General features: G+C 45.2%; 19 protein-coding genes. 2 read left to right on the top strand and 17 right to left on the bottom strand.

The genetic code is table 11. The features are described 5' to 3' along the window. Positions 1 to 6 precede the first annotated feature (6 nt). From J7545_RS06000 to J7545_RS05985, 4 genes are all read right to left on the bottom strand, one after another. Positions 7 to 537 (bottom strand): Npun_F5560 family protein, encoded by a 531-nt coding sequence (locus J7545_RS06000; RefSeq protein WP_271939905.1) that lies wholly within the window; start codon positions 535 to 537, stop codon positions 7 to 9. A gap of 49 nt (positions 538 to 586) precedes the next feature. After that, positions 587 to 2,677, bottom strand: a complete 2,091-nt coding sequence (locus J7545_RS05995; RefSeq protein WP_318698690.1) for an ATP-binding protein — start codon at positions 2,675 to 2,677, stop codon at positions 587 to 589. Between the two features lie 161 nt (positions 2,678 to 2,838). Then, positions 2,839 to 4,131: a phosphoribosylamine--glycine ligase gene (gene purD / locus J7545_RS05990; RefSeq protein WP_318698691.1), complete on the bottom strand. Its 1,293-nt coding sequence runs from the start codon at positions 4,129 to 4,131 to the stop codon at positions 2,839 to 2,841. Positions 4,132 to 4,240: 109 nt separating this feature from the next. Then, positions 4,241 to 4,903: a hypothetical protein gene (locus J7545_RS05985; protein ID WP_318698692.1), complete on the bottom strand. Its 663-nt coding sequence runs from the start codon at positions 4,901 to 4,903 to the stop codon at positions 4,241 to 4,243. Between the two features lie 100 nt (positions 4,904 to 5,003). Here J7545_RS05985 and J7545_RS05980 point away from each other — a divergent pair, with 100 nt between their 5' ends. Beyond that, the gene (locus J7545_RS05980; protein ID WP_318698693.1) at positions 5,004 to 6,566 is read left to right on the top strand and encodes an FAD-binding oxidoreductase; all 1,563 of its coding nucleotides are present in this window, start codon (positions 5,004 to 5,006) and stop codon (positions 6,564 to 6,566) included. A gap of 37 nt (positions 6,567 to 6,603) precedes the next feature. On the opposite strand, the gene J7545_RS05975 is transcribed toward J7545_RS05980, so the two are convergent. The 12 genes from J7545_RS05975 to J7545_RS05920 all read right to left on the bottom strand — a co-directional run bounded on the left by J7545_RS05975 (position 6,604) and on the right by J7545_RS05920 (position 18,619). Continuing rightward, a complete protein-coding gene (locus tag J7545_RS05975; RefSeq protein WP_318719297.1) occupies positions 6,604 to 7,578 on the bottom strand; it encodes a hypothetical protein in 975 nt (324 codons plus the stop codon). 183 nt (positions 7,579 to 7,761) lie between these two features. Continuing rightward, entirely contained in the window at positions 7,762 to 7,947 is a 186-nt protein-coding gene (locus J7545_RS05970) for a hypothetical protein (RefSeq protein ID WP_318719296.1), read from the bottom strand. Continuing rightward, entirely contained in the window at positions 7,940 to 8,863 is a 924-nt protein-coding gene (locus J7545_RS05965) for a radical SAM protein (protein WP_413038748.1), read from the bottom strand. The genes J7545_RS05970 and J7545_RS05965 overlap by 8 nt, the downstream gene beginning before the upstream one ends. Before the next feature lie 56 nt (positions 8,864 to 8,919). Then, positions 8,920 to 9,858, bottom strand: coding sequence for an isopenicillin N synthase family dioxygenase (locus J7545_RS05960; RefSeq protein ID WP_318698696.1), 939 nt, complete (start codon positions 9,856 to 9,858; stop codon positions 8,920 to 8,922). Positions 9,859 to 9,999: 141 nt separating this feature from the next. After that, the gene (locus J7545_RS05955) at positions 10,000 to 10,311 is read right to left on the bottom strand and encodes a hypothetical protein (RefSeq protein WP_318698697.1); all 312 of its coding nucleotides are present in this window, start codon (positions 10,309 to 10,311) and stop codon (positions 10,000 to 10,002) included. A gap of 10 nt (positions 10,312 to 10,321) precedes the next feature. Next, positions 10,322 to 10,732 (bottom strand): DMT family transporter, encoded by a 411-nt coding sequence (locus J7545_RS05950; protein WP_318698698.1) that lies wholly within the window; start codon positions 10,730 to 10,732, stop codon positions 10,322 to 10,324. 136 nt (positions 10,733 to 10,868) lie between these two features. Beyond that, positions 10,869 to 13,286 carry a CoA transferase gene (locus J7545_RS05945; protein ID WP_318719294.1) on the bottom strand — a complete coding sequence of 806 codons (2,418 nt, stop codon included), beginning with the start codon at positions 13,284 to 13,286 and terminating at the stop codon, positions 10,869 to 10,871. A gap of 91 nt (positions 13,287 to 13,377) precedes the next feature. Then, positions 13,378 to 14,124: a hypothetical protein gene (locus tag J7545_RS05940; RefSeq protein WP_318698700.1), complete on the bottom strand. Its 747-nt coding sequence runs from the start codon at positions 14,122 to 14,124 to the stop codon at positions 13,378 to 13,380. A 150-nt stretch (positions 14,125 to 14,274) separates the two neighbouring features. Further along, positions 14,275 to 15,378: a mandelate racemase/muconate lactonizing enzyme family protein gene (locus J7545_RS05935; RefSeq protein ID WP_318698701.1), complete on the bottom strand. Its 1,104-nt coding sequence runs from the start codon at positions 15,376 to 15,378 to the stop codon at positions 14,275 to 14,277. Positions 15,379 to 15,414: 36 nt separating this feature from the next. Continuing rightward, positions 15,415 to 16,725 (bottom strand): NAD(P)-dependent oxidoreductase, encoded by a 1,311-nt coding sequence (locus tag J7545_RS05930; protein ID WP_318698702.1) that lies wholly within the window; start codon positions 16,723 to 16,725, stop codon positions 15,415 to 15,417. A 22-nt stretch (positions 16,726 to 16,747) separates the two neighbouring features. After that, on the bottom strand, positions 16,748 to 17,818 hold the full coding sequence (locus J7545_RS05925; RefSeq protein WP_318698703.1) for an alcohol dehydrogenase family protein: 1,071 nt from the start codon (positions 17,816 to 17,818) through the stop codon (positions 16,748 to 16,750). A gap of 108 nt (positions 17,819 to 17,926) precedes the next feature. Continuing rightward, a complete protein-coding gene (locus J7545_RS05920) occupies positions 17,927 to 18,619 on the bottom strand; it encodes a class I SAM-dependent methyltransferase (RefSeq protein WP_318698704.1) in 693 nt (230 codons plus the stop codon). 274 nt (positions 18,620 to 18,893) lie between these two features. Here J7545_RS05920 and J7545_RS05915 point away from each other — a divergent pair, with 274 nt between their 5' ends. Further along, positions 18,894 to 19,706: a Uma2 family endonuclease gene (locus tag J7545_RS05915; RefSeq protein ID WP_318698705.1), complete on the top strand. Its 813-nt coding sequence runs from the start codon at positions 18,894 to 18,896 to the stop codon at positions 19,704 to 19,706. 365 nt (positions 19,707 to 20,071) lie between these two features. Here the strand turns inward: J7545_RS05915 and J7545_RS05910 are convergent, their stop codons facing one another. Then, the gene (locus J7545_RS05910) at positions 20,072 to 20,260 is read right to left on the bottom strand and encodes a hypothetical protein (RefSeq protein ID WP_318719292.1); all 189 of its coding nucleotides are present in this window, start codon (positions 20,258 to 20,260) and stop codon (positions 20,072 to 20,074) included. Positions 20,261 to 20,379 lie beyond the last annotated feature (119 nt).

Genomic DNA, 20,379 nt, shown 5'->3' with positions numbered 1-20,379 from the left:
GATCGGTTAGGTTTGGGGAGAGGTGATGGGAAAGTTAGGTAAATCAATGCGAGACGGGTTACGGGTTCTCATGGCTAACCGATAGCTGACGCTTTGCAATTCAGCATGGAGTTGGCGATTTTCCCGTTGCAGGAGGGAAACCTTTTCTCGGATAGGTTCCATGCGTTCGGCGAATTTTTGCCGATAGAGATGGGGCAGTTCTTGTACGACTTGTTCGAGCATTCCAGAGCGATCGCTTAATTCTTGCACGGACTGGCGCAGTTGATAAATCTCACCATCTCGCTCTTGAATTTGTTCTTGATAAAACTGTACTTGCTCTTCCACCTTTTGCAGTTGTTCTTGCAGCGATCGCAAATTTTCGGTTTGATCCGCTGACCCAGTTTGAGCCGGGATAAATGAGGCGTTTCCTTTCACTAAGCGAAACAGTTCTTGAGACAACTGTTGTACCAATTGATCTCTTAAGGTTAACTCTTCCTGCAAGCGCGTCATTTCGGCTTGAAATTCCTGAATAGCTTCCGAGTCAGAAGAATGGGTCATGTTTTTAGGTCTCCTTTGGGTCATGGGGAATAGGGAATTGAGAGATCGATTAGCTATTGATGGGAGATCCTCCATATACAGGTTCCAATGGACTGACCGGTTCCGGCTCGATCGCCTCCTCATACAAGGCTAGATCGAACCAAAAGGTTGTACCGACTCCCACTTCACTGACCAATTGTACACAACTATTATGTTTGTCAATAATATTGCGAACAATAGATAATCCGAGTCCTGTTCCTTCCAGCGTATGCACCCGGTTTTCTACTCGATAGAACCGGTCAAAAATAGTAGCTTGATCTTCCGTGTCAATGCCGATTCCCGTATCGGCGACTTCGATGCGAACAACTTTCTTATTGCTCTGAGGACAATAGGCGCGAATCATAACTTTACCTTGGGACTCTGTAAATTTAAGGGAATTTCCTACTAGATTCGTGAGGACTTGGAGGAGTAAGTCATAATGGCCCCAAATTTTGGGCAAATCGGCTTCAATTTCTTGTCTAAGTTCAATCCCTTTATCTTTGGCATTGAGTTGATACGTGCGTAGGGTTTGTTCAATCAGTTGTCCTACATAAACTGCATCCAAATGATAAGTGCGGCTTGATTCTAGGCGAGATAAATCTAAGACATCATTGACCAACCGGGTGAGGCGATCGGTTTCATGATTGGCAGTTTCCAGAAAATCTCGCCGTTCCACATCACTCAATTCTTCTCCATATTCATAGAGGGTTTCGATAAATCCTTTAATATTAAATAATGGCGTTCTCAGTTCATGGGAGACATTACTAATAAATTGGCTTTTCGCTTCATTGAGTTCTACTTCGCGGGTAATATCTTGAACGGTTATGGCAATCCCTTTCAAGTTGCCAATCTTGGCATTCTCTAAATTCGGTTTAATATGATGCTCATACAAGACACATTCTTGGGCTAAGGGGCGTTCTGGAACCACACAAGTGTCATTCGCATCATGTAAGCAGTCTAGACATAGGGCATTTTCTCCAGTGGCGCGATGGGATAACACGGTCGTGAGCAAAATTCTCACTGTGCGTTTAACGGGTTCGGTTAAGGTGATACGAAATTCATAGATAGAAGCACCATCAGACGGAGAAAATTTCCCTTGAACAATTTCATAGAGAGGACGAGTGAGTTTGACTTGTAGGGGAGGAGGAACATAGCGTAAAACGTTTTTGCCCACCACAGATTCTCCGTCCCAATCAAACATGCGGCGAGCATTAGGATTAACTAAGATGATATTGAGATCGGTATCTAATAAGATGGCTCCATCAGCAATGGTAGAGACTAAAGTTTCTAATTTGGCTTTTTCAGCCGTTAATTCTTCAATATTTTGCTCGTCATAATTCTCTAGCCGTTCCGCCATATCATTAAAACTACAAATGAGTTCGCCCAGTTCTCCGCTTAAGGGTAAATCAATGCGCTGCTTAAAATTACCGGCAGCAATACTTTTAACGCCAGCTAAGAGTTCTTTAATCGGTTGGGTGATGGCCAGAGCATTAAAGACTCCCCCTAAAATGACCATAGACCAAATGGAGACAAAAACGGCTAGGGTAACATCGCGGGTGAGGTTAGAGGAGGTGACAACGGTGGGATTGGGATTAATGCCGATCGCCAATACGCCGAGATATTTATTGTCATCGATCAAGGGAACGAAGACATCAGTCACTTCCCCATCTGGGGTTTTATGTTGGCGAACCAGGGGAATTTGTGAGGAGGTGATGTAATTTTCCGGAAGTTGAATTCGGCGCTCGATACTCAGGGACGTTTGTACTTCTGAGTCCCAGAAGGGGAGACCAAAAAAGAGTCTACCGTCTCGATCTGCGTAGAGGAGATAGCGAATATTGGAGGTGCTGTTATAAAAGCGTTGGGAAAACCGGGCAACTTCTGTGAGGTTATTTTCTGCAACTAAGGGGGTGACGTTTGAGGCTAACAGGAGTCCCAGGTCTTGACCAAAGCGGGTATCGTGGAGGCGAGCATCTAGTTGAATGGTGTTGACGGCCCAGAAGGTTAGACTGCTCATGATTAGGGATACCGCTAGGGTTGCGGCTGCCATGAGTCGAGTTTGCAGGGTAAATTCTGACCACCAATGGGCGATCGCTCCTTTAATATTTTTCAGTAAAGCCACCATAATACCGATACATTGATCTGAAGACCTACAGTAGACTTCTTGCAGAAGTCAGGCAAAACCCAATAGGCAATAACCATAAGAATATATGATTACTGCATTACTATTCATTTTCTACCCACTTATGCAATAGGTTTAGTTGTTTGCCGTGTTTATATTATGGGTTACTGGCTCTGTTTTTGCCGCACCCGATGGCCGATATCTCGACGAGTGTATAAACCTTGGAAGTAAATCGAGGCGATCGCCTGATACGCTTTGTCAAAGGCTAGATCGTGGGTTGCTCCCACCGCAGTGACTCCCAAGACTCGGCCGCCACTGGTGACTGGGCGATTATCGTTTAAGCTGGTTCCGGCTTCAAAAACGATCGCTCCCTGAGCTTCAGCCACTTCTATACCAGTAATGGGGAATCCTTTTTCAAAGCTACCAGGATATCCGTCAGAAGCCGCAACCACACAAGCGCAAGCGCCGGGTTTCCAGGTAATCTCTTGCTGGGCTAATTTTCCTTGTGCAGTGGCTAACAGTAGGGTTTCTAGGGGAGTCTCTAACAGGGGGAGAATGGCTTGAATTTCTGGATCGCCAAACCGACAGTTAAATTCGATCGCTTTGGGATCGCCTTCTGGGGTAATCATCAGACCCGCATACAAGACTCCCCGGTAGCTAATCCCCCATTTTTTTAAGGTTGCTATGGTGGGCAGGAGAATTTCTTGGTTAATGCGATCGCTCAATTCTGGGGTCACAAGCGGTGCAGGAGCATAGGCTCCCATGCCCCCGGTATTGGGCCCTGTATCCCCTTCTCCAATGCGTTTGTGGTCTTGGGCGCTAATCAGGGGACGGATGGTTTCGCCGTCAGTCAGAGCTAGGATCGAGGCTTCTTGACCGGTGAGATATTCTTCAATCACGACTTTTTGACCGGCTAATCCAAATTTACCTGCGAAAGCTTCGGCGATCGCTGCTTCTGCTTCTTCTAAGGTCATGGCCACAGTTACCCCTTTACCAGAAGCGAGGCCATCCGCTTTAATCACAATGGGCGCTCCTTGACTCTGGAGATAGGCACGGGCGGCGATTTCCTCCGTAAACACAGCGGAGATAGCCGTGGGAATAGATGCTTCACTCATCAGTGCTTTTGCCCAGGCTTTGCTTGATTCAATTTGCGCCCCGGCTTGGGTGGGGCCAAATACAGTGAGGTTATGGCTTTGCAGCGCATCGGTTATGCCGAGGGCAAGGGGGGCTTCTGGGCCGACAATAATTAGATCGATGGCGTGGGTTTTAGCATAATCGGCGATCGCCTGAAATTGATCGATTTGATCGATCTTGAGGGGAAGATTTTCACAGCGCTTTAATCGGGCTGTTCCCCCATTACCTGGGATACAGACCACGTGCTGAACTTGGGGAGATTGCAGGAGGGTTTTGGCGATCGCATGTTCGCGCCCTCCACTACCGATGACGATAATTTTCACGTTCTGTTATTTAATCACACTCACCTGCTTAATTTTAATCGGTAATGTGCCTATCCCTCCATTTCCCCATTTCTGAGTAAATAGTGATTTGCATTTTACAAAAGACCAATTATTGAATCGAGTCTACTTGTAGATTGTTCAGGATGACATTAGCACGGGGAGCAAAGCCATCTCCCATATCCCCAGGAAAAACGACAGTAACGCGGAAAGCCTGACCTTGGGATTGACCTAGATGCACCGAACCTAAAAGATTTTGTTCAGAATGATAATAGTTCATGTTCTTTTTCTCCCAAGGATACGAAAGTGAACCGCTAGATACGCCTTGTTGCCAGCCTTTGCCTGCAAATACTCCCCCATCTCCAGTTACTCCCGCTTCTAACTCCTCTAAGGTTGTGCCTGCGGGGGGAACAAATACATGGACTCTAGCTCGTAAGGGTGCGTCTGTGGGGGAACCAGATACAGATAGACCTTGGAGAAGCTCAAAAGACACTCCGCATCCTTCATCGCTACACGCACTCCTGACACTAATATTTTCAGGGTAATAGGTAAGCACGGGAATCTGGTCTTCTTGATAGAGCTTGAGGGTAATTTCTTGCGGTTCTCCCTCAACAAAAACGGTTTCTGTCTTACGTTCGGGTAAATTGCTCGCTAACGGAGAGTCAACAGAACTGACTGCAACACTCCCTTGGTTCGGTTCTGAGGCTTGTGGAGCTGTACAGCCTACAATCAATACTAGCCCTGCCATCCAAAGGCGATCGCTTGCAAATTTCATCCTAATGTTTCTATGTCTCTGTTTTCAACATCTAGGATTATTCTAACGCGATCGCTATAGCTCACGTTACCCTAGATGCTGGGTTACTGATGATAAGGCTATGAGCAAAACTGAAGAAATTTTATCCCAATTACCAGGGGATGTGCTGGGAGGGTTGCGAAAGGTGGATGGGCTTTGGTCGAGTTTGCGATCGGGCAAGATTCCTGTCTCCTCAGTCGTTACTGTAGCAGATCGAGAAGGTTCTAGTCCCCATCAACCCTTAGATACGGACGTGGTCATTTGTGGAGGCACACTAGGGATTATGATGGCCTGTGCCTTGCAGTTGCGCGGGATACAGGTAACGGTAGTAGAGCGGGGGATTTTGCGTGGCAGGATACAGGAATGGAATATTTCCCGTCGGGAGTTAGGGGTTTTGGTAGAGTTGGGGTTACTGACTCCAGAACAGTTAGAGGAGGCGATCGCCACTGAGTATAACCCAGCTCGGGTTAGTTTTCCGGGTGGTGACGATATTTGGGTTAACGATATCCTCAATATTGGTATCGATCCGGTATTTCTGTTGGAGTCTCTCAAGCAACGTTTTCTAGCAGCGGGAGGAACCCTATTAGAGCAAACTCCATTTCAAGGAGCAACCATTTATCCGGATAGAGTTATGGTTAAAGTGGGCGATCGCTATCTTAACGCTCGCTTACTCCTAGATGCCATGGGTCACTTTTCCCCTATGAGTCAACAAGCGCGAGCAGGAGCAAAACCCGATGCCGTTTGTTTAGTCGTTGGTAGCGTCGCTCAAGGATATCCTAAAAATGACACTGGAGATCTCTTTGTCTCCTTCACTCTACCCATAAATCACTGTCAATATTTTTGGGAAGCCTTTCCGGCAAAAGATGGTCGCACCACCTATTTATTTACCTACTTAGATGCCCATCCTGACCGATTTAGCCTCGAATTTTTCTATGAGGAATATTTGCGCTTGCTGCCAGAATACCAAAATATTTCCCTCGATAAACTCACCTTTCAACGTGCCCTCTTTGGCTTTTTTCCCTGTTATCAAAACAGTCCCCTTAAATTGCCCTTTGACCGTATTTTACCCATCGGTGATAGTAGCGGCAGCCAGTCCCCCCTCAGTTTTGGTGGTTTTGGAGCCATGATCCGTCACTTAAAGCGTTTAACCTTGGGTATTGAAGAAGCCTTAACCCTCGATACTCTCAAACAGAAAGAATTAGCTCTTCTCCAACCCTATCAGCCCAGTTTATCGGTCACTTGGCTCTTCCAGCGCTCTATGAGTTTAAAAATGGAAAGTAAAGACTTTCTTGTGCCTCCCAATGACTTACTCAGTGGTGTTTTTGCCATCATGGAAGAAGCAGGTGATGAAGTCTTATATCCTTTTCTCCAAGATGTAGTACAGTTTCCTGGCTTAACCCAAACCTTACTAAAAACCTGGATTAAGCAACCCATTTCTGTCCTGAAAATCATTCCTCAAGTTGGTTTGTCTACCTTGTTCAATTGGACGCTCCATTATCAGAATTTAGCCAGTTATACTTTCTTGGATTTAGTTGGTAAATCCTTAGAACGCTATCTCAAATTCCTGTCTCCAGAGCAATTATACACCTATCATCGTTGGCTCGATAGTTGGCACTACGGCTCAGGACGGGATTATCACAGTTAATAATCACCAAAATTGTAGGATGAGTTGATAATACACTCTACTGGCTTGATAGTTGCGCTAAGATTACATAGTCATCTAATGCATAGTGACAATCAAAATGTAGTCCTAAATACTGGCGCAGTAAAGGAGTCATTTGTTGCTGTGGCGAGAGGTTATCTCTGGCAAATTTATAAAAATCAGTGCCAGACATAACCGTTTTACGATCGGTTACAGACAGATATTTATATTGAACTAACCTTAAACCTAGAGTATCTAAAAATTGATCGATCGCAGCCAACTCTTGCAGGCGATCGCTGGGATCTGTTAAGTCATAAGATTTCCATAGTTTTTTATCTTGAATCGTGAGGATAACATATCCTTGAGGTTTAAGAGCATTGTGGAATATTTTAGGGTAGGTCTTTTCAGAATTATTTCGCAAGTGAGGATCGGAAAAAAAGCAATGGGAAATGGTAATGAAGTCAAAAAAATGTTTTGGAATTTTAGCCGTTTGGTGAGCGTAGTCGAAAAAACTAGAGGTGTCAAAGCGAAAATAGGTATTCAAGTTCTTGTTTGCCATATATTTTCTCCAGAATTGCAAGCCCCGATATTGTAGGTCTTTCTGCTGCTCCCAAGAATAGTACGAAATATGCATTGGAGGAGTCGGGAAAAATCCATTACTACTTTGTAGTAATAAGGCTAATCCATAAATAATGGTTCCTGGACCAGCGGCGATATCTAGAATATTGATATCATTCGGTAGTAAGCCGAGTTGATAAATCAAAAACCAGATTAAATAGGCAGAATAAACATTTTCTAAGAAGTATCGAGTTAAATAGACATGGGCACTGAGCTGAAAGTTGTATTGTGGATCTTTGCCCAATTTAAGTTTATTTAAGTCATGGATTGATTCGGTGAGTAACTGCTCAAAATTTGGTCTGTTTTCTAGCCGAGTGTACTCTTGTTTTAAGAACTCAGCTAGGGAAGCTTCAAAATCATTAAAAGTTTGGGCTTCAATTCCTGTACATTGCCACAAATTTGGATCTAATTCAGTAATCTTAAAGCTTTGGGTGACATATTCAATAAACTGGGCATTGGGCGTTAAGTGTTGTGGCTCAAATAAATTAGCAAATTCTTGAATATCTAACGGTCGAGAAGATTGAAATTCTGATAATTTTCGTTTTAATGTTGAGATTTCTTGCTTTTGCTCTTGGCATAATTACTGAGTGTGTTGCCGATCGCGATACATTTTTTCTAAGCCGGACAGTTTTTCACCGGAACGCTGTATCTCTTGTAACCATTTATCTGCCTGCCGGAAATTCCCTTGTTCGAGTGCATGGCGAAACTGGCACGATCGCGACCATCTCTGCATCCACTTAATTATAATCCGCATCCACTTAATCATAAGTAAATCCGTCTTTTCCTTCTCTGACCTCTACATTATACTCCTGTAATGTAGCAATTAGTTGCTGTTGAAATTGCGAATAATGCTCTTGTTCTGAACGATACCACCAATCGTACTTGTCTTTGAGCGCGATCGCCTGTTCGCGGGTACTAGCAACGAGAGATTTCCGACTATTTTGGTGGAAGGCTTGAATCACGACGCGATCGACCAAAGCTAGTTTCTGGATAAAAGAAGGAATATGCTGGGCAAAAATGGGCAATAAAGGCGTAATAGTTACCGAAAACTTAATTTCATGACCGGATTGATAAGGAATACCATAGCGCAGTTTAGCGATCGCCTTCAGTCTTGCGGGAATACTGGGAGATTTGGGTTCAAAATCTTTCCTAACTTGCTCGCTACCAGTAGGAATACTCATATTGATTCGCAATCGCTTAAACTGTTGCAAGAGATCCATGTCCCGAACAATCATCGGGCTGCGTGTTTGAATCACTAACGTGGGCTGATATCGAACCATTACAGCTAATAATTGTCGCGTTAGCTGTTGTTTTGATTCTATCGGTTGATAGGGATCGGTCACACTGCTCATATAAATAGTGGGTGCGCGATCGAGATTGGTTTTATACCATCTTCTCAAGTCTTGCTCTAAAAGTTCCACGCTATTTTTCTTAACAATCGCCCAGTTTCCCCAATCTTGACGCATTTTTTGATTAGGACTAAAGGCTGCTGCATAACAATAGCTGCAACCATATTGACATCCACGATAGGGATTGAGGGTAAAGTCATAAGTGCCGATATATCCACTAGCCTGAGTTAAAATTGATCGAGCATTTTGCTGATAAATATTAGCTCGACCAAACTTTTCTCGAAGAACAGTACCTTCACCGTCTGAATATCCTGCATAAAGAAACTTGCTCATCATACAGCGGATTATTTTATTGTAGGATCGTTATGAACGTACTCTATAGGATAAATTTATTTCAACTCTTTAGCACGACCCCCTCCAGTTTTTTCGACCCAAATGGCATTAAAGTTATTTAACATTACCTCAGTCGGATTAATCGTTTCATCACTTCCAATGGGCTGAAAAACGGCATTTACATTGGGATAAACAAAAAAGGGAATCGAAATCCGACTTTGCTCCAGTTTATGCATTACTTCATGGGGCGTACTGACAAATAAACCATTAGTCCACAGTTGCAACATATCACCTAGATTAACGACAAAAGCATCATCTAAACAGACGGCATCAATCCAAGCATTTTTAGTGTAGACGCGCAAGGAAGGATTGGGGAAATATTCCTGGATTAAGATCGTGAAAATACCATTATCAGTATGTTTGCCAGCGATACCACCTTCAGGAGGATAATAAATGGTGCGGTGAATTAAAATCGGTTCATCAAAATAGGAGTCAAAGTAATTCGATTCTTTCCCTAAAGCAACTGCCAATCCGTGCAACAGGTGGGGAACAATTTTGGTCATGATTTCCCCTTGAAGCTGATAATGGTAAGAGGCAAAACCGGGGGAAATAGTATCATCAGGAATCAGGGTTGTCCCAGTAAAGGGTTGATCGGAAGAGGGGCGTTCTATACCCAAATCGAACAGTGCTTTGGGATCGGGACCAATATCTTCATGTAAAGTTTCACCATACAGAGGACTGTAGCCTCTACAGGTCTGAGGATAAACGGTTTGTTTGTTTTGACTGTAAGCTTGTTTGATTTCTTCAGGCAATTGGAAAAAGTGACGAGAAGCTTCTATAGTTTTCTGCACTAATTCGGGGGAGATGCCATGATCTTTAAGATAAAAGAATCCATGCTCTAAGCAAGTTTTATACAGTCGTTTGTGTTCTTGATTTCCAGATGGAGAACTGAGGTCTTTGAGCTTTTCTAATGAGATTATCGGTAAGGTATCCATTGATCGTCGTCCTTTCTTTGTACCCAGGGACAATTAAAAACACTATCTTTTATTCAATTATGAGTCGATATTCGTACAGTTTTTGATAGTAAGGCAAGCAAAACTCATAGGCTTTTTGTAAGTGTTCATTGTCTTCAATTCTCACAGAGTCTTTTTTTTGTATTTTTCAAACCCTCGACTCGATTGTACCTCACTATGCCAACTTCCTTCCCATTGATGGATTTCGGGTGGTATTTCCTTCTCCCAGGTTAAGTGCTGAAGTAACGGTTGGAAGTTATAAGCTGAATTCATCGCTACTTCTGGATCGCGATCGCTCTTTCTTTCCTCGCTATAGTGGAAATACAAACCAAAGGGTTCATCCAGCACCAGAAAGTCCCCCCTCTGTTGCATCATTCGTTCAAAAGCTGTTGAAGTGGATCGCGGGAGCGCCCATAACGCGAGTATTTTTTTCATGAGTCTCCGTTCAAGTCGCGAATAAGGCGATCGCGATCAGGGCAAAACCCATCGCGATCGCCTGTTTGAGGGTCATGGTTTCTTGTAAGATCGCGACTGCTAGGATAATGACCACTAGAGGATACAGAGCAGAGAGGGGAGCGACAACAGACACGGAGCCTTTAGATACGGCTTGGATGTAGAACAGCACTCCCAAAAAGTTGAGCATTCCGGCAATAATGGCTAAAATTGCACCTTGGGGATGGGTTTCTAGGCGATCGCCCAGATTAGCAAAGATTAGAGTCGCCAATATCGCTCCCCCTAGTCCCTGATAGGCGATCGCACTTTTGGCACCGATATATTGGTTGGATAATTTGGGCAAAAACGCCCAACCCCCCCAACAGAGAATTGCTCCCAGTGTCGGCCATAACCATCCTTTCATCCGTACCCCAACCTTGTGTATTCAGTGGGTAGAATATTAATAGTAATTTAGTCATCACTAATTATCTATTCTTTATGACTATTGTCTATTGTCTTTTGCCTATATTACCGTTTATCTATAGTAGTCGCCAATATTACTATGGATCGTAATCAGTACCCAGTTCCTCTTCCTGCCAGGATTTGACTTGCTCTTCAGGACGACCCAAAAGATGGCAAATGATTTCGCGATCGTGTTCTCCTAAGTCTGCACCAATTCGTTCAAAAACTGGGCTAGTGACAGACATCCGTAATGGAAAGCCAGGAAAAAATGCATCCGAACCCGTACTTGGTTTCTGAAAATAGTTTCTTTCCCAGAGATGAGGATCTTGACAGAGTTCCGCCATGTTTAAAACGGCTCCTGCCATCAATCCCTGCTTTTGGAGTAAGTGCATGACTTCATAGTGTGTTTTTTCACAAGTCCATGCTTCTATCAACCTGTCGAGTGCGTCGTGATTGTCTTGGCGATCGCTACTTGTTGCAAAGCGTGGATCTTCGATCAATTCTGGCTGTCCGAGAATCTCGCAAAAAGTCCTCCATTCCGCATCAGAGCCGATCGCGATCGCCACCCATTGGTCTTCCTCTCGACAACGATAACACCCGTGGGGAGCATAAGCAGGATGACGATTCCCTATGGGTAAGGTCGTCTCCCCATTGACCGCATATTCCAAGAAATGTTCTCCTCCAATAGCGTGTGTCAATCCTTCTAACTGGGAGAGATCTGCCCAATCTCCATCCCCTGTTCTTTGAAGATTGGATAAGGCAGTCAGGGCAGCACAAGCACCCATAACACCATTAATCATGTCAGTTTCCCGAATCCGCTTTGCATCTGCATATGGACTATAAGCGGTTAGGCAATTTACACCACTGAGTGGTTCAATAGAAGCACCGTAACCGGGATAAGGTGCATAAGTTCCTGTTTGTCCATAAGCAGACATCGAAACCAAAATGATGTTTGGTTTAATCGCCTTAAGGTCTTCATAAGAAAAGCCTAGCTTTTTAAGTACGCCCGGTCTGGCATTTTCTAGAACGATGTCTGTTTGACGGATCAGGTCTTTCAATATTTCTCGATCCACCGAATCCTTAAGATCCACCGCCAGGCATTTTTTATTACGATTGAGGTGATGAAAACCCAACTGCTGATTATAGGCTTTATTCTTTGTTGAAGCTCCCCTTGTCGTTTCCATCCGACAGGGATAATCAATTCGGATGACTTCAGCACCAAAATCAGCGAGGATTCTTCCGGCATGGGGGCCTGCCCATTCCCGGGAAATCTCCAGGACTCGAATTCCCGACAAAGGGGGATTTTTCTTTGGGTTTGGTAAGGACTGGCCGTTCTCTTTTACCTGATTCCTCTCAGTCGAGGAAGATTGCTCCTCTTGAGCCTGGATGACTTGATTATGCTCTCCGAGCAATGGCGATCGCCCCATATACCAGGAACTGTTCGACAAGCGGAAAGGAGCTTGGCAGGATTTGAAGCGTCCTACTTCTGGGTGGGATTCAGTTTCTCGGAAAAACTCCCGCTCTTGGTGCTGTTTAAACTCAAACGCTTCTGCCATCGTCGCCAAGTAACCAAAGGCAAATCCCCTAGCTAGCCCCAGTTCAAAGATTTCCTCTTTGTCATGACGCATCAGCCAAGGTTGTATCAGAGATTCTACTTCGTCATGAGCCTTCGCGCGATCGAGTACATGGAGAAACCGCTCTTCTAAAAGCCGTGGTTCTTCAAATAAAGAGGCTCCCTTTCGCCAATGACGATGGGGACCTCCCAGCACGGCAGCATAACCATTGCGACAAGGATAACACTGCCAAGGTGCCCAGTCTCGGTTACTGCTATTGCGTGGTTTGCGCTTCCCCGTATGAAGATAGGCAAGTGCTCTCATCTGGACGTTCTCAATTGCACTTTCCTGAATAGAGACATCGAGATGTTGACCAACACCACCATCTCCACGTTGAAAAACTGCCGCTAGAGTGCCGAAGTAGGCATACATACTAGCCGTGTACTGACTAACCGCTGGCCCAGCAGCCAGAGGAGGCTTATCTGTATCCCCCGTTGACTCCATGCAGCCACTCATGGCGTATAAAATTGCTTCATTGGCCCGATAATCCCGATACGGTCCATCCTGACCAAAATTAGAAAGAGATGTCATCACAATAGCAGGATTAATCTCTCGAATCCGCTCGTAGCTTAACCCTAGCTCAGACATAACCGTGGGAGCAAAATTCTCGACTAAAACATCTGCCCCTGCAATCAGTTGTTTGAGGACTTCAATTCCTTCTGGTGTTTCCAGATCAAGAGTTACACTTTTTTTCGCCGAATTGAGCCAATGAAACGGAATGCTCCGTTCGATTCCTGGTTGGTTGCCTACAAATGGTCCTATATATCGAACAGGATCGCCACTAAGAGGTTCGACTTTTATAACCTCAGCACCAAACCCAGCCAGGAGTTTTGTACAATATGGACCCGCTATATATTGGGTCAAATCGATAACTTGTAGAGCAGACAAAGCACCTTGGCTCATAACATCTCCTTTTTGTGGGAAAATTTAGTATTCAGGATGGCGATCGCTAATGGATTCTATTCACTATCGTTTGTTTGAGGGTTAACAGCCGCTATTTAATCCGCAGCCGATGTTCGTAAAGTTTTTGGTAATAAGGTAAACAATACTCGTAGGCTTGCTTTAAGCGATCGTTATCCTCCACCGTTCCATAGCTAATTCCTTTCTGCGTTTGATTTCTCAACCCATTGCTAGCATTAAGAGAACTATGCCACAGCCCGCTTTGCCAATGGTTAATTTCTGGTCGAGATTTGGGTTCCCAACTTAAGGCTTTTGGAATAAAAGGGATGCCTACTGCATCGCAATACGCTTTAACGGTTGAGTTTGGATCGTTCAGCAAATCGTCAGAGTCGATTAATATGGGTGTTTTACCGCTAATGTCTTGAGCCATCATAAAGTAACGATACAGAGGTTCGTAACCCGTTTCTTCTAGAGTAAAATCCGGCCATCGATAGTGCAAAGAAAGGAGCATTTTAGCTGGGTCTCTTACCAGAAAACTATTCTCAAACTGAGCCACAAATTCAGGCTGTATTAAGTGGCTGATGTAGCAGGGCATATCTTTGATAAAGACCGGCTGCTTTTTGGCAAGTTCGAGCAACCTTTGTCTTGTGGCTTCATAGTTATTCTCAGCTTTGATGTCAGCATCTGGATAACGATTAGTATTGCGCCGTTCTTCGCTATTGTAAAATGAAAGCCCAAAGGGTTCGTGAAAAACCACAAAATCTCCTCGTTCTCGCATCATACACTCAAAGGCAGTAGATGTTGCCCGAAAAGTAGACCATAAAGCTAGTATTTTGCTCATATTCTCTAATTCAGCTCATATACTATTCTGTAGTATTTAAAGATTGAACTTCGCGATCATAGTCAACACGTTTCTCAAAAACTTACTTTTGTGAGTTTTTGAGAATTGGTCTATCTGTAAAAGATTTTGTTTGGGCAATAGTGGTCCGGTCTATTGATAAACAGCGATCGCCTCACCCAAAACATCCACGATCGGCTCTACACCTAATCCTGGAGCATCTGGGGCAACCGTTTTACCCCCTCGATTGCGCGGGCCACCGGTTGCAGTATCCACTGTTAACATCTCATGGCATAACCAAGTGGCTCGTAAGTGGGTGGGTGGCGTAGACTGGGCTAAATGCACCGATCCAGCATCTCCAATGACACTGCCCCCAGTGACTTCAATATTCATGCGAATGCCCGTTTCTACACAGAAATCCCGGATGCGCTTGGCCTTGGTTAATCCACCCACACGACCAATCTTCAACCCGATCGCCTCACAAGCATTATCTGCTTGAGCGCGAACAATATGACCATAGGCTTGAATGCATTCATCTAAGATAATCGCATGATTCGTCAGCCTCCGCAGTTGCAAGCACTCTTCATAAGTTTCACAAGGCTGTTCAAAATAAAGAATCGGCTCTTTAACGGCGTTCATCACCCGCATCGCGTCATCCACTAACCAAGCCCGATTTACGTCAAAGGTGGCACTTTCATTCGGAGGTAAATACGCACCAATGGCTTTAATCCGCTCAATATCTAAGGCCACATCTGCACCAATTTTACAGGTATGGATGGTTTCTCCCTTGGCTTGACCTCGTTTAATCGATTCAATCATGGCCTCTGGGGTATCTGTTGGTACAGAATTCTGAATCATAATTTCTTGGTCAATGCGACCGCCAAACAGCTCGCACAGAGGAGATTCTGTGAATTTACCCAGGATATCCCAACAGGCCATATCTAAAGCTGATTTGATGTAAGGATGACCGGGTAGAGCCATATCCATCGTCCGATAAACCACATCAATACGACGGGGATCGAGTCCGAGCAGTTGGGGGGCAAGTTCCTCAATTCCCGCCCGAATTCCTCTCGGAAATGCGGGTAAATAGGTGGAACCCCAAGGGCAGCCTTCCCCCCAACCCCGGATACCTACATCCGTATCTATGGCTATGATGGTGGAATCGAGTTTGTCAAAGTATAAGCGTCCTCCAGAAAGTCGGTACGGATGCTCTAGAGGTAAGGTGACTTGATAGACGGTAATTCGAGTGATTTTCATGGGGTTTTGGGGTTTAGTTGAATCGAAAAGTCGGGATTAGCTTAGATGGTTGAGGATTTTGGTTAACACTGGAAGCTTGACTCGACGACTGAAATCAAAGGATTTGATTTTGTTGACAATTTCTGGATCGGGTTGATAGGAGGTGATGTTATCAAACACCCAACTCGTGCCACAACTCCAGCGAATGACATCTACGATTAATTCGTCGCTTAATCCCATGTTTTTGCCCAGGTGGTTGGCTTCGCCCAAGATTAAGTAGTTGATATAGGCCATAAAATCCGTTAGCGATCGCGCCATATCCATTAAAATTGGATCGTCTAAGGGTTCGGGTGCCGGATACTGGAGTTCGTAGGGACGGGGTTTGATGCGACCAAATATATCGCTGATTTTTTCCTCAGAATGGACATAGGTGCGATTCAAACCGTAGGGAGAGGATGCCGTAAATCGTGGCACTCTCAGGTTAACGCCATTGTCTTCTTCAATCAGTTTAGTAACTTTGACATGATTATCATGGGCATCATATTTTTGCCCGGCTTCTCGATATCTCTCTTCCACGATGCGACCGATGGGGAGGGGTACATTCAGCTCATCAGCTAAGTTTACTGTTAAGTCCGTATCTTTAACGGTGATTTCTAAGGAGCAGGAATAGTCGTAACTACCGTCAAAAATAAAGGGGGTAACTTGCTCTGCTACGAAGCTACTGCCTTGGGAAGATCGGATTAAATCCCACATCCACAGCAGGGGAATGCCATAGATCTGACCAATCATCAGTACTTCGCCCACGGTAACCATGCCGGTGTAAAAGAGCAGGTTCGTTAATAGTTTGACGGTTTGCGCTTCGCCGATGGTATTGCTGACAAAGAAGGAAATTTGCCCCATGGAGTCGAGGGATGCTTTACTCATGTCGTAGCCTTGGCGATCGCCGCTCACATAGAAGCTGACGTTACAAAAGTCAACCCCCATATGCGATAAATTACTAACCGGCGACTCCAAGCTGAACAGTCCTTTTTTAGCCGCTTCTTGGGCAATATGTTGGGTATTGTGGTAGTCCGTTGTAGAGAAGTCCATCCACGTTGTCCCCGGTCTCATACCTTCTACGGCTCCATTTTGCCCTAACATGTTCTCTAAAACATGATGGGGGAGGGGTAAATTGGTAATCACTAAATCTGCCCCCTGAGCCGCTTCTTTCGGACTATTTTTCCAAATCGCTCCTTTGGCTATCACGGGTTCAGCCGCTTCTTTGTATTTATCATAAACCTGAACGTGATAGCCCTCTTTGAGCAGTTGATAGATCATCTGTTTGCCCATCGCGCCTGTACCAATATAGGCAATTTTTTGCTTACTCATTCTTCTGGTTCTTTTCTATTGCTTAAGAATTATTTTCAGGCGTAATCACTACTTTCCCAAAAAAGCTTTTGCTTTGAAAAAATTTCTGAGCTTCTTGCATTTGACTTAAGGGGAAGCTCTTAGCGACTGGAGGTTTCAATAGACCTCGCTCGATATATCTGAGCAAGTTCTGAAACACTTGGGGTTCATAACGGTTACCTCCATGCATCTCTACATCTTTGTAAATCAGATCTCGCAAATCCAACTCAACCAGCGGGCCTGCAATTGCCCCAGAAGTCACATACCTTCCGCCCACCACAAGGCTTTTGAAAATCAGACTAAAGTATTTTCCGCCCACTACATCCGCAACTACTGTGATTTCATGTTTCCCAACATGAGAAGCGAGTTGTTCATCTCGGCAATAAGCATAATCAGCACCCAACTCCTTAGCTAAATGCTCTTTGTTTGCTCCCACAATTGCAATAACAACTGCTCCTCTAATTTTGCATAACTGTATTGCTGCACTCCCCACACCACCGGAAGCTCCTGTAATCAGGACCGTATCTCTCGCTGATACTCTCGCCTTGGTTAACATATTTTCTGCTGTAGAATATGCACAGGGCACGGTTGCCAACTGAGTATCCGATAAGTTTGAATGGATGGGGTAAGCATTAGTCGCAGGAACTACAGCATATTCAGCAAATCCCCCATCAAGTTCGCTACCCACATACTGATATGCTGCGAATTGAGCAGTACGAATCCAAGGATATACAATCACCCGTTGATTAAGGATATCTGGCGTGACACCTTCACCCATTCCGACCACTTTTCCGACGATATCAGCTCCCTGAATACGTGGAAATTCAACTCCTAGCTGATTCCAGGTTGCTTTTCCTCCCTCGTTAGTCTTGGTATCTTGCAGAATCTCTTGAAACCCTACATCTGCTGCATACCAACCTGTACGGGTATTGATATCTGCATTGTTGATGGAACAAGCTCCTACTTTGATTAATATTTCTCCTTTCTGGGGGGTCGGTTTAGGAACTTGAGTATAAACTAATTGTTCTGGGCCACCATATCCATTCAGAACAACGGCGTTCATTAACTCTGTCATAGTTCTTGATTTCCTTTTCTATTTTTGCATGAAGCCCTGCTCCACGCTAGGTTAACAAGTTGCTTAGAGCAATTTGGCTTCTAGTAAAGGAGCAGGGTGAGGGGCTATCTAAAGAACCTCAAACGCCCAGTAATGAGCGCCTTCTTCGGCAATATAGGGACCGTCGATGATGGAGCTAACGAGCTTCACTTTCTTTTCAGCTTGCAGGCGATCGCACATTTCCTGAAAATTCGTGCTATTGTAGTAGCTTTTCCGGGTACTCACCACGACTAAACCACCCGGCTTAGTAAACCGGATCATCTCTTCTACAGCAGTGGGCGGCACATGGCCAAGAGTAAATACCCCGCAACTGATCGAAGCATCATACTGATTATCCGCATAATACTTGATGCGTTGGGTTAAATCACAGGCTGTTCCCCCCTCCAATTTCCGATAGGAATCGGTTTTGCCGGCTGCTTCAACCATACCCGGGGAGAGGTCAAATCCATCGATATTTTTATAGCCTCTCCGATGTAGGGCTATACCCACTAATCCTGTACCACAACCCGAATCTAGGATTTGAATTTCTGGATCGCGCAAATTTAGGAATTTGCCCAATTTTTTAGGCAATAAGTCAAAATAGGCAGCAATGTATTCTGGGCCACAATATTCTTCGTTTTGTACATCACGGTCATAGTTCCTACACCATTGGTCATAATACTCTTTGAGGTCTTCTGTTTCTCCAGAAAGCTTGTGGGCTTCCTTGATCGCATCAAAACTGCTTGGGTCATTCGTAGTTGTGACTTGAATCGTTTGGCTCACAATTTTGTACCTTAAATAACAACTTTTGATATATCTCTCGATATTTCTCGAATTGAGGGCTATTTATGCTTCCTATTAGCCCGGCCTTATCAGACCAAGGTTTGTGCCGTTTGTCAAGCAGTTGTCCAAATTTAATCAGAAATTAGGTAAGGGGGAGGTAAAAGGCAAGAGGGAATGGGCGATCGCCGGTTCAATGAACAATGAAAAATTGACCCACATCGCCCCATGGCGCACCTGATAAAATAATCAATGACCCTTCCCGGTATCCGCAATTATGTTAGCCACTTCCTCCGCCTACAAAATTACTTGGGAAAAATTACCAGACGACTTCCAACTGCCCGACGATCCTGTGGACAATATTTATCAACCTGCCCTAGCTGCGGCCTTAACCGAAAGCTTAAACCAAGCCGGAAAATTATCTGAAAATTCCCTCACTCCCACCAACTACGGCATCTGCGCCACCGTCAATGGCAAAATGGTGGTTAAAGCCCCCGATTGGGCCTATATTCCCCAGATCCGAGTAGACCGTCAAGAAGTCAGTCGTAGCTATACCCCAAACCTACAAGGAGATCCACCAGTCATTGTCCTAGAATTCTTATCGGAGACCGAAGGGGGCGAATATTCCACAAAATCCACCTATCCCCCAGGCAAATATTTCTATTACGAGCAAATCTTGTGCGTTCCCAACTATGGTATTTTTGACCCCAAAACCGGAGAATTAGAACTCCGTCGTTTAGGCAACCAGCAGCGCTATGCTCTCGCCTCTCCCAATTCAGAGGGACGATTTTGGATACCGGAAATGGATTTATATCTAGGAGTGTGGCAAGGGTGTCGCGAAACGCTAGAGACGTACTGGTTGCGCTGGTGGGATGACCAAGGAAATCTTATCCCCTGGAGTACAGAGAAAACGGAGCAAGCAGAGCAACGAGCCGAAGCCGAACGACAACGAGCTGATGCTGGAGAGCAGCGAGCCGAAGCCGAACGACAACGAGCTGATGCTGGAGAGCAGCGAGCCGAAGCCGAACGGCAACGAGCCGATCGCCTAGCCGCCCAACTTCGAGCCGCAGGCATCGAAATTAAGGAATAATTAACAATTACCCCAAACCCCGGTAGGGGCGGGTTCACCCACCCATTACGACACCCAACGATCGCCTCCTCAAATGAAAAATTCCCCCCCAACCCCCGTAGGGGCGGGTTAAACCACCAATTAGGACACCCAACGATCGCCTCCCTAAACCCGCCCTCCCCCACCAGGCGATTGGGCGGGTTTACCTCAATTGATGGTGAGTCTCCCAAATCTGGGTAAAACCCGCCCCTACAACCTCATCCTGGGGCGATCGCCTCCTCAAATGAAAAATTCCCCCCCAACCCCCGTAGGGGCGGGTTATACCACCAATTAGGATACCTAACGATCGCCTCCCTAAACCCGCCCTCCCCCACCGGGCGTTCGGGCTAAGTCTGGGTAAAGCCCGCCCCTACAACCTCATCCTGGGGCGATCGCCTCCTCAAATGAAAAATTCCCCCCCAACCCCCGTAGGGGCGGGTTAAACCACCAATTAGGACACCCAACAGTCGCCTCCCTAAACCCCCCAATTTCCCCATCTCCCCATCTCCCCATCCTGACAAGTGAATGATTTTCATGATTGTGCATCCATAGACCCTCAGAGCGCCCTAAATTTCATAGAGTCATCTCATTCTCCGTGTCCCCGTGTCCCCGTTTCTCCGTGTCTTCCTGACTCGAATCTTAAAATCATTCCCTT

Origin of the sequence: Roseofilum sp. SBFL (assembly GCF_017746885.1) — a bacterium.
In the GTDB taxonomy this organism is placed as follows: Bacteria; Cyanobacteriota; Cyanobacteriia; order Cyanobacteriales; family Desertifilaceae; genus Roseofilum.
The sequence above is the reverse complement of the archived record's forward strand: the minus strand, read 5'-3'. Positions and strand labels throughout refer to the sequence as shown.

Bases quoted from the DNA above. Each gene is read 5' to 3' on its own strand.
- J7545_RS05910 (WP_318719292.1), bottom strand. From the start codon at position 20,260: ATGAAAATCATTCACTTGTCAGGATGGGGAGATGGGGAGATGGGGAAA.
- J7545_RS05965 (WP_413038748.1), bottom strand. From the start codon at position 8,863: ATGAGCAAGTTTCTTTATGCAGGATATTCAGACGGTGAAGGTACTGTT.
- J7545_RS05960 (WP_318698696.1), bottom strand. From the start codon at position 9,858: ATGGATACCTTACCGATAATCTCATTAGAAAAGCTCAAAGACCTCAGT.
- J7545_RS05935 (WP_318698701.1), bottom strand. From the start codon at position 15,378: ATGAAAATCACTCGAATTACCGTCTATCAAGTCACCTTACCTCTAGAG.
- J7545_RS05980 (WP_318698693.1), top strand. From the start codon at position 5,004: ATGAGCAAAACTGAAGAAATTTTATCCCAATTACCAGGGGATGTGCTG.
- J7545_RS06000 (WP_271939905.1), bottom strand. From the start codon at position 537: ATGACCCATTCTTCTGACTCGGAAGCTATTCAGGAATTTCAAGCCGAA.
- J7545_RS05955 (WP_318698697.1), bottom strand. From the start codon at position 10,311: ATGAAAAAAATACTCGCGTTATGGGCGCTCCCGCGATCCACTTCAACA.
- J7545_RS05925 (WP_318698703.1), bottom strand. From the start codon at position 17,818: ATGACAGAGTTAATGAACGCCGTTGTTCTGAATGGATATGGTGGCCCA.
- J7545_RS05940 (WP_318698700.1), bottom strand. From the start codon at position 14,124: ATGAGCAAAATACTAGCTTTATGGTCTACTTTTCGGGCAACATCTACT.
- J7545_RS05930 (WP_318698702.1), bottom strand. From the start codon at position 16,725: ATGAGTAAGCAAAAAATTGCCTATATTGGTACAGGCGCGATGGGCAAA.
- J7545_RS05985 (WP_318698692.1), bottom strand. From the start codon at position 4,903: ATGAAATTTGCAAGCGATCGCCTTTGGATGGCAGGGCTAGTATTGATT.
- J7545_RS05950 (WP_318698698.1), bottom strand. From the start codon at position 10,732: ATGAAAGGATGGTTATGGCCGACACTGGGAGCAATTCTCTGTTGGGGG.
- J7545_RS05995 (WP_318698690.1), bottom strand. From the start codon at position 2,677: ATGGTGGCTTTACTGAAAAATATTAAAGGAGCGATCGCCCATTGGTGG.
- J7545_RS05915 (WP_318698705.1), top strand. From the start codon at position 18,894: ATGTTAGCCACTTCCTCCGCCTACAAAATTACTTGGGAAAAATTACCA.
- J7545_RS05970 (WP_318719296.1), bottom strand. From the start codon at position 7,947: ATGATTAAGTGGATGCGGATTATAATTAAGTGGATGCAGAGATGGTCG.
- J7545_RS05945 (WP_318719294.1), bottom strand. From the start codon at position 13,286: ATGAGCCAAGGTGCTTTGTCTGCTCTACAAGTTATCGATTTGACCCAA.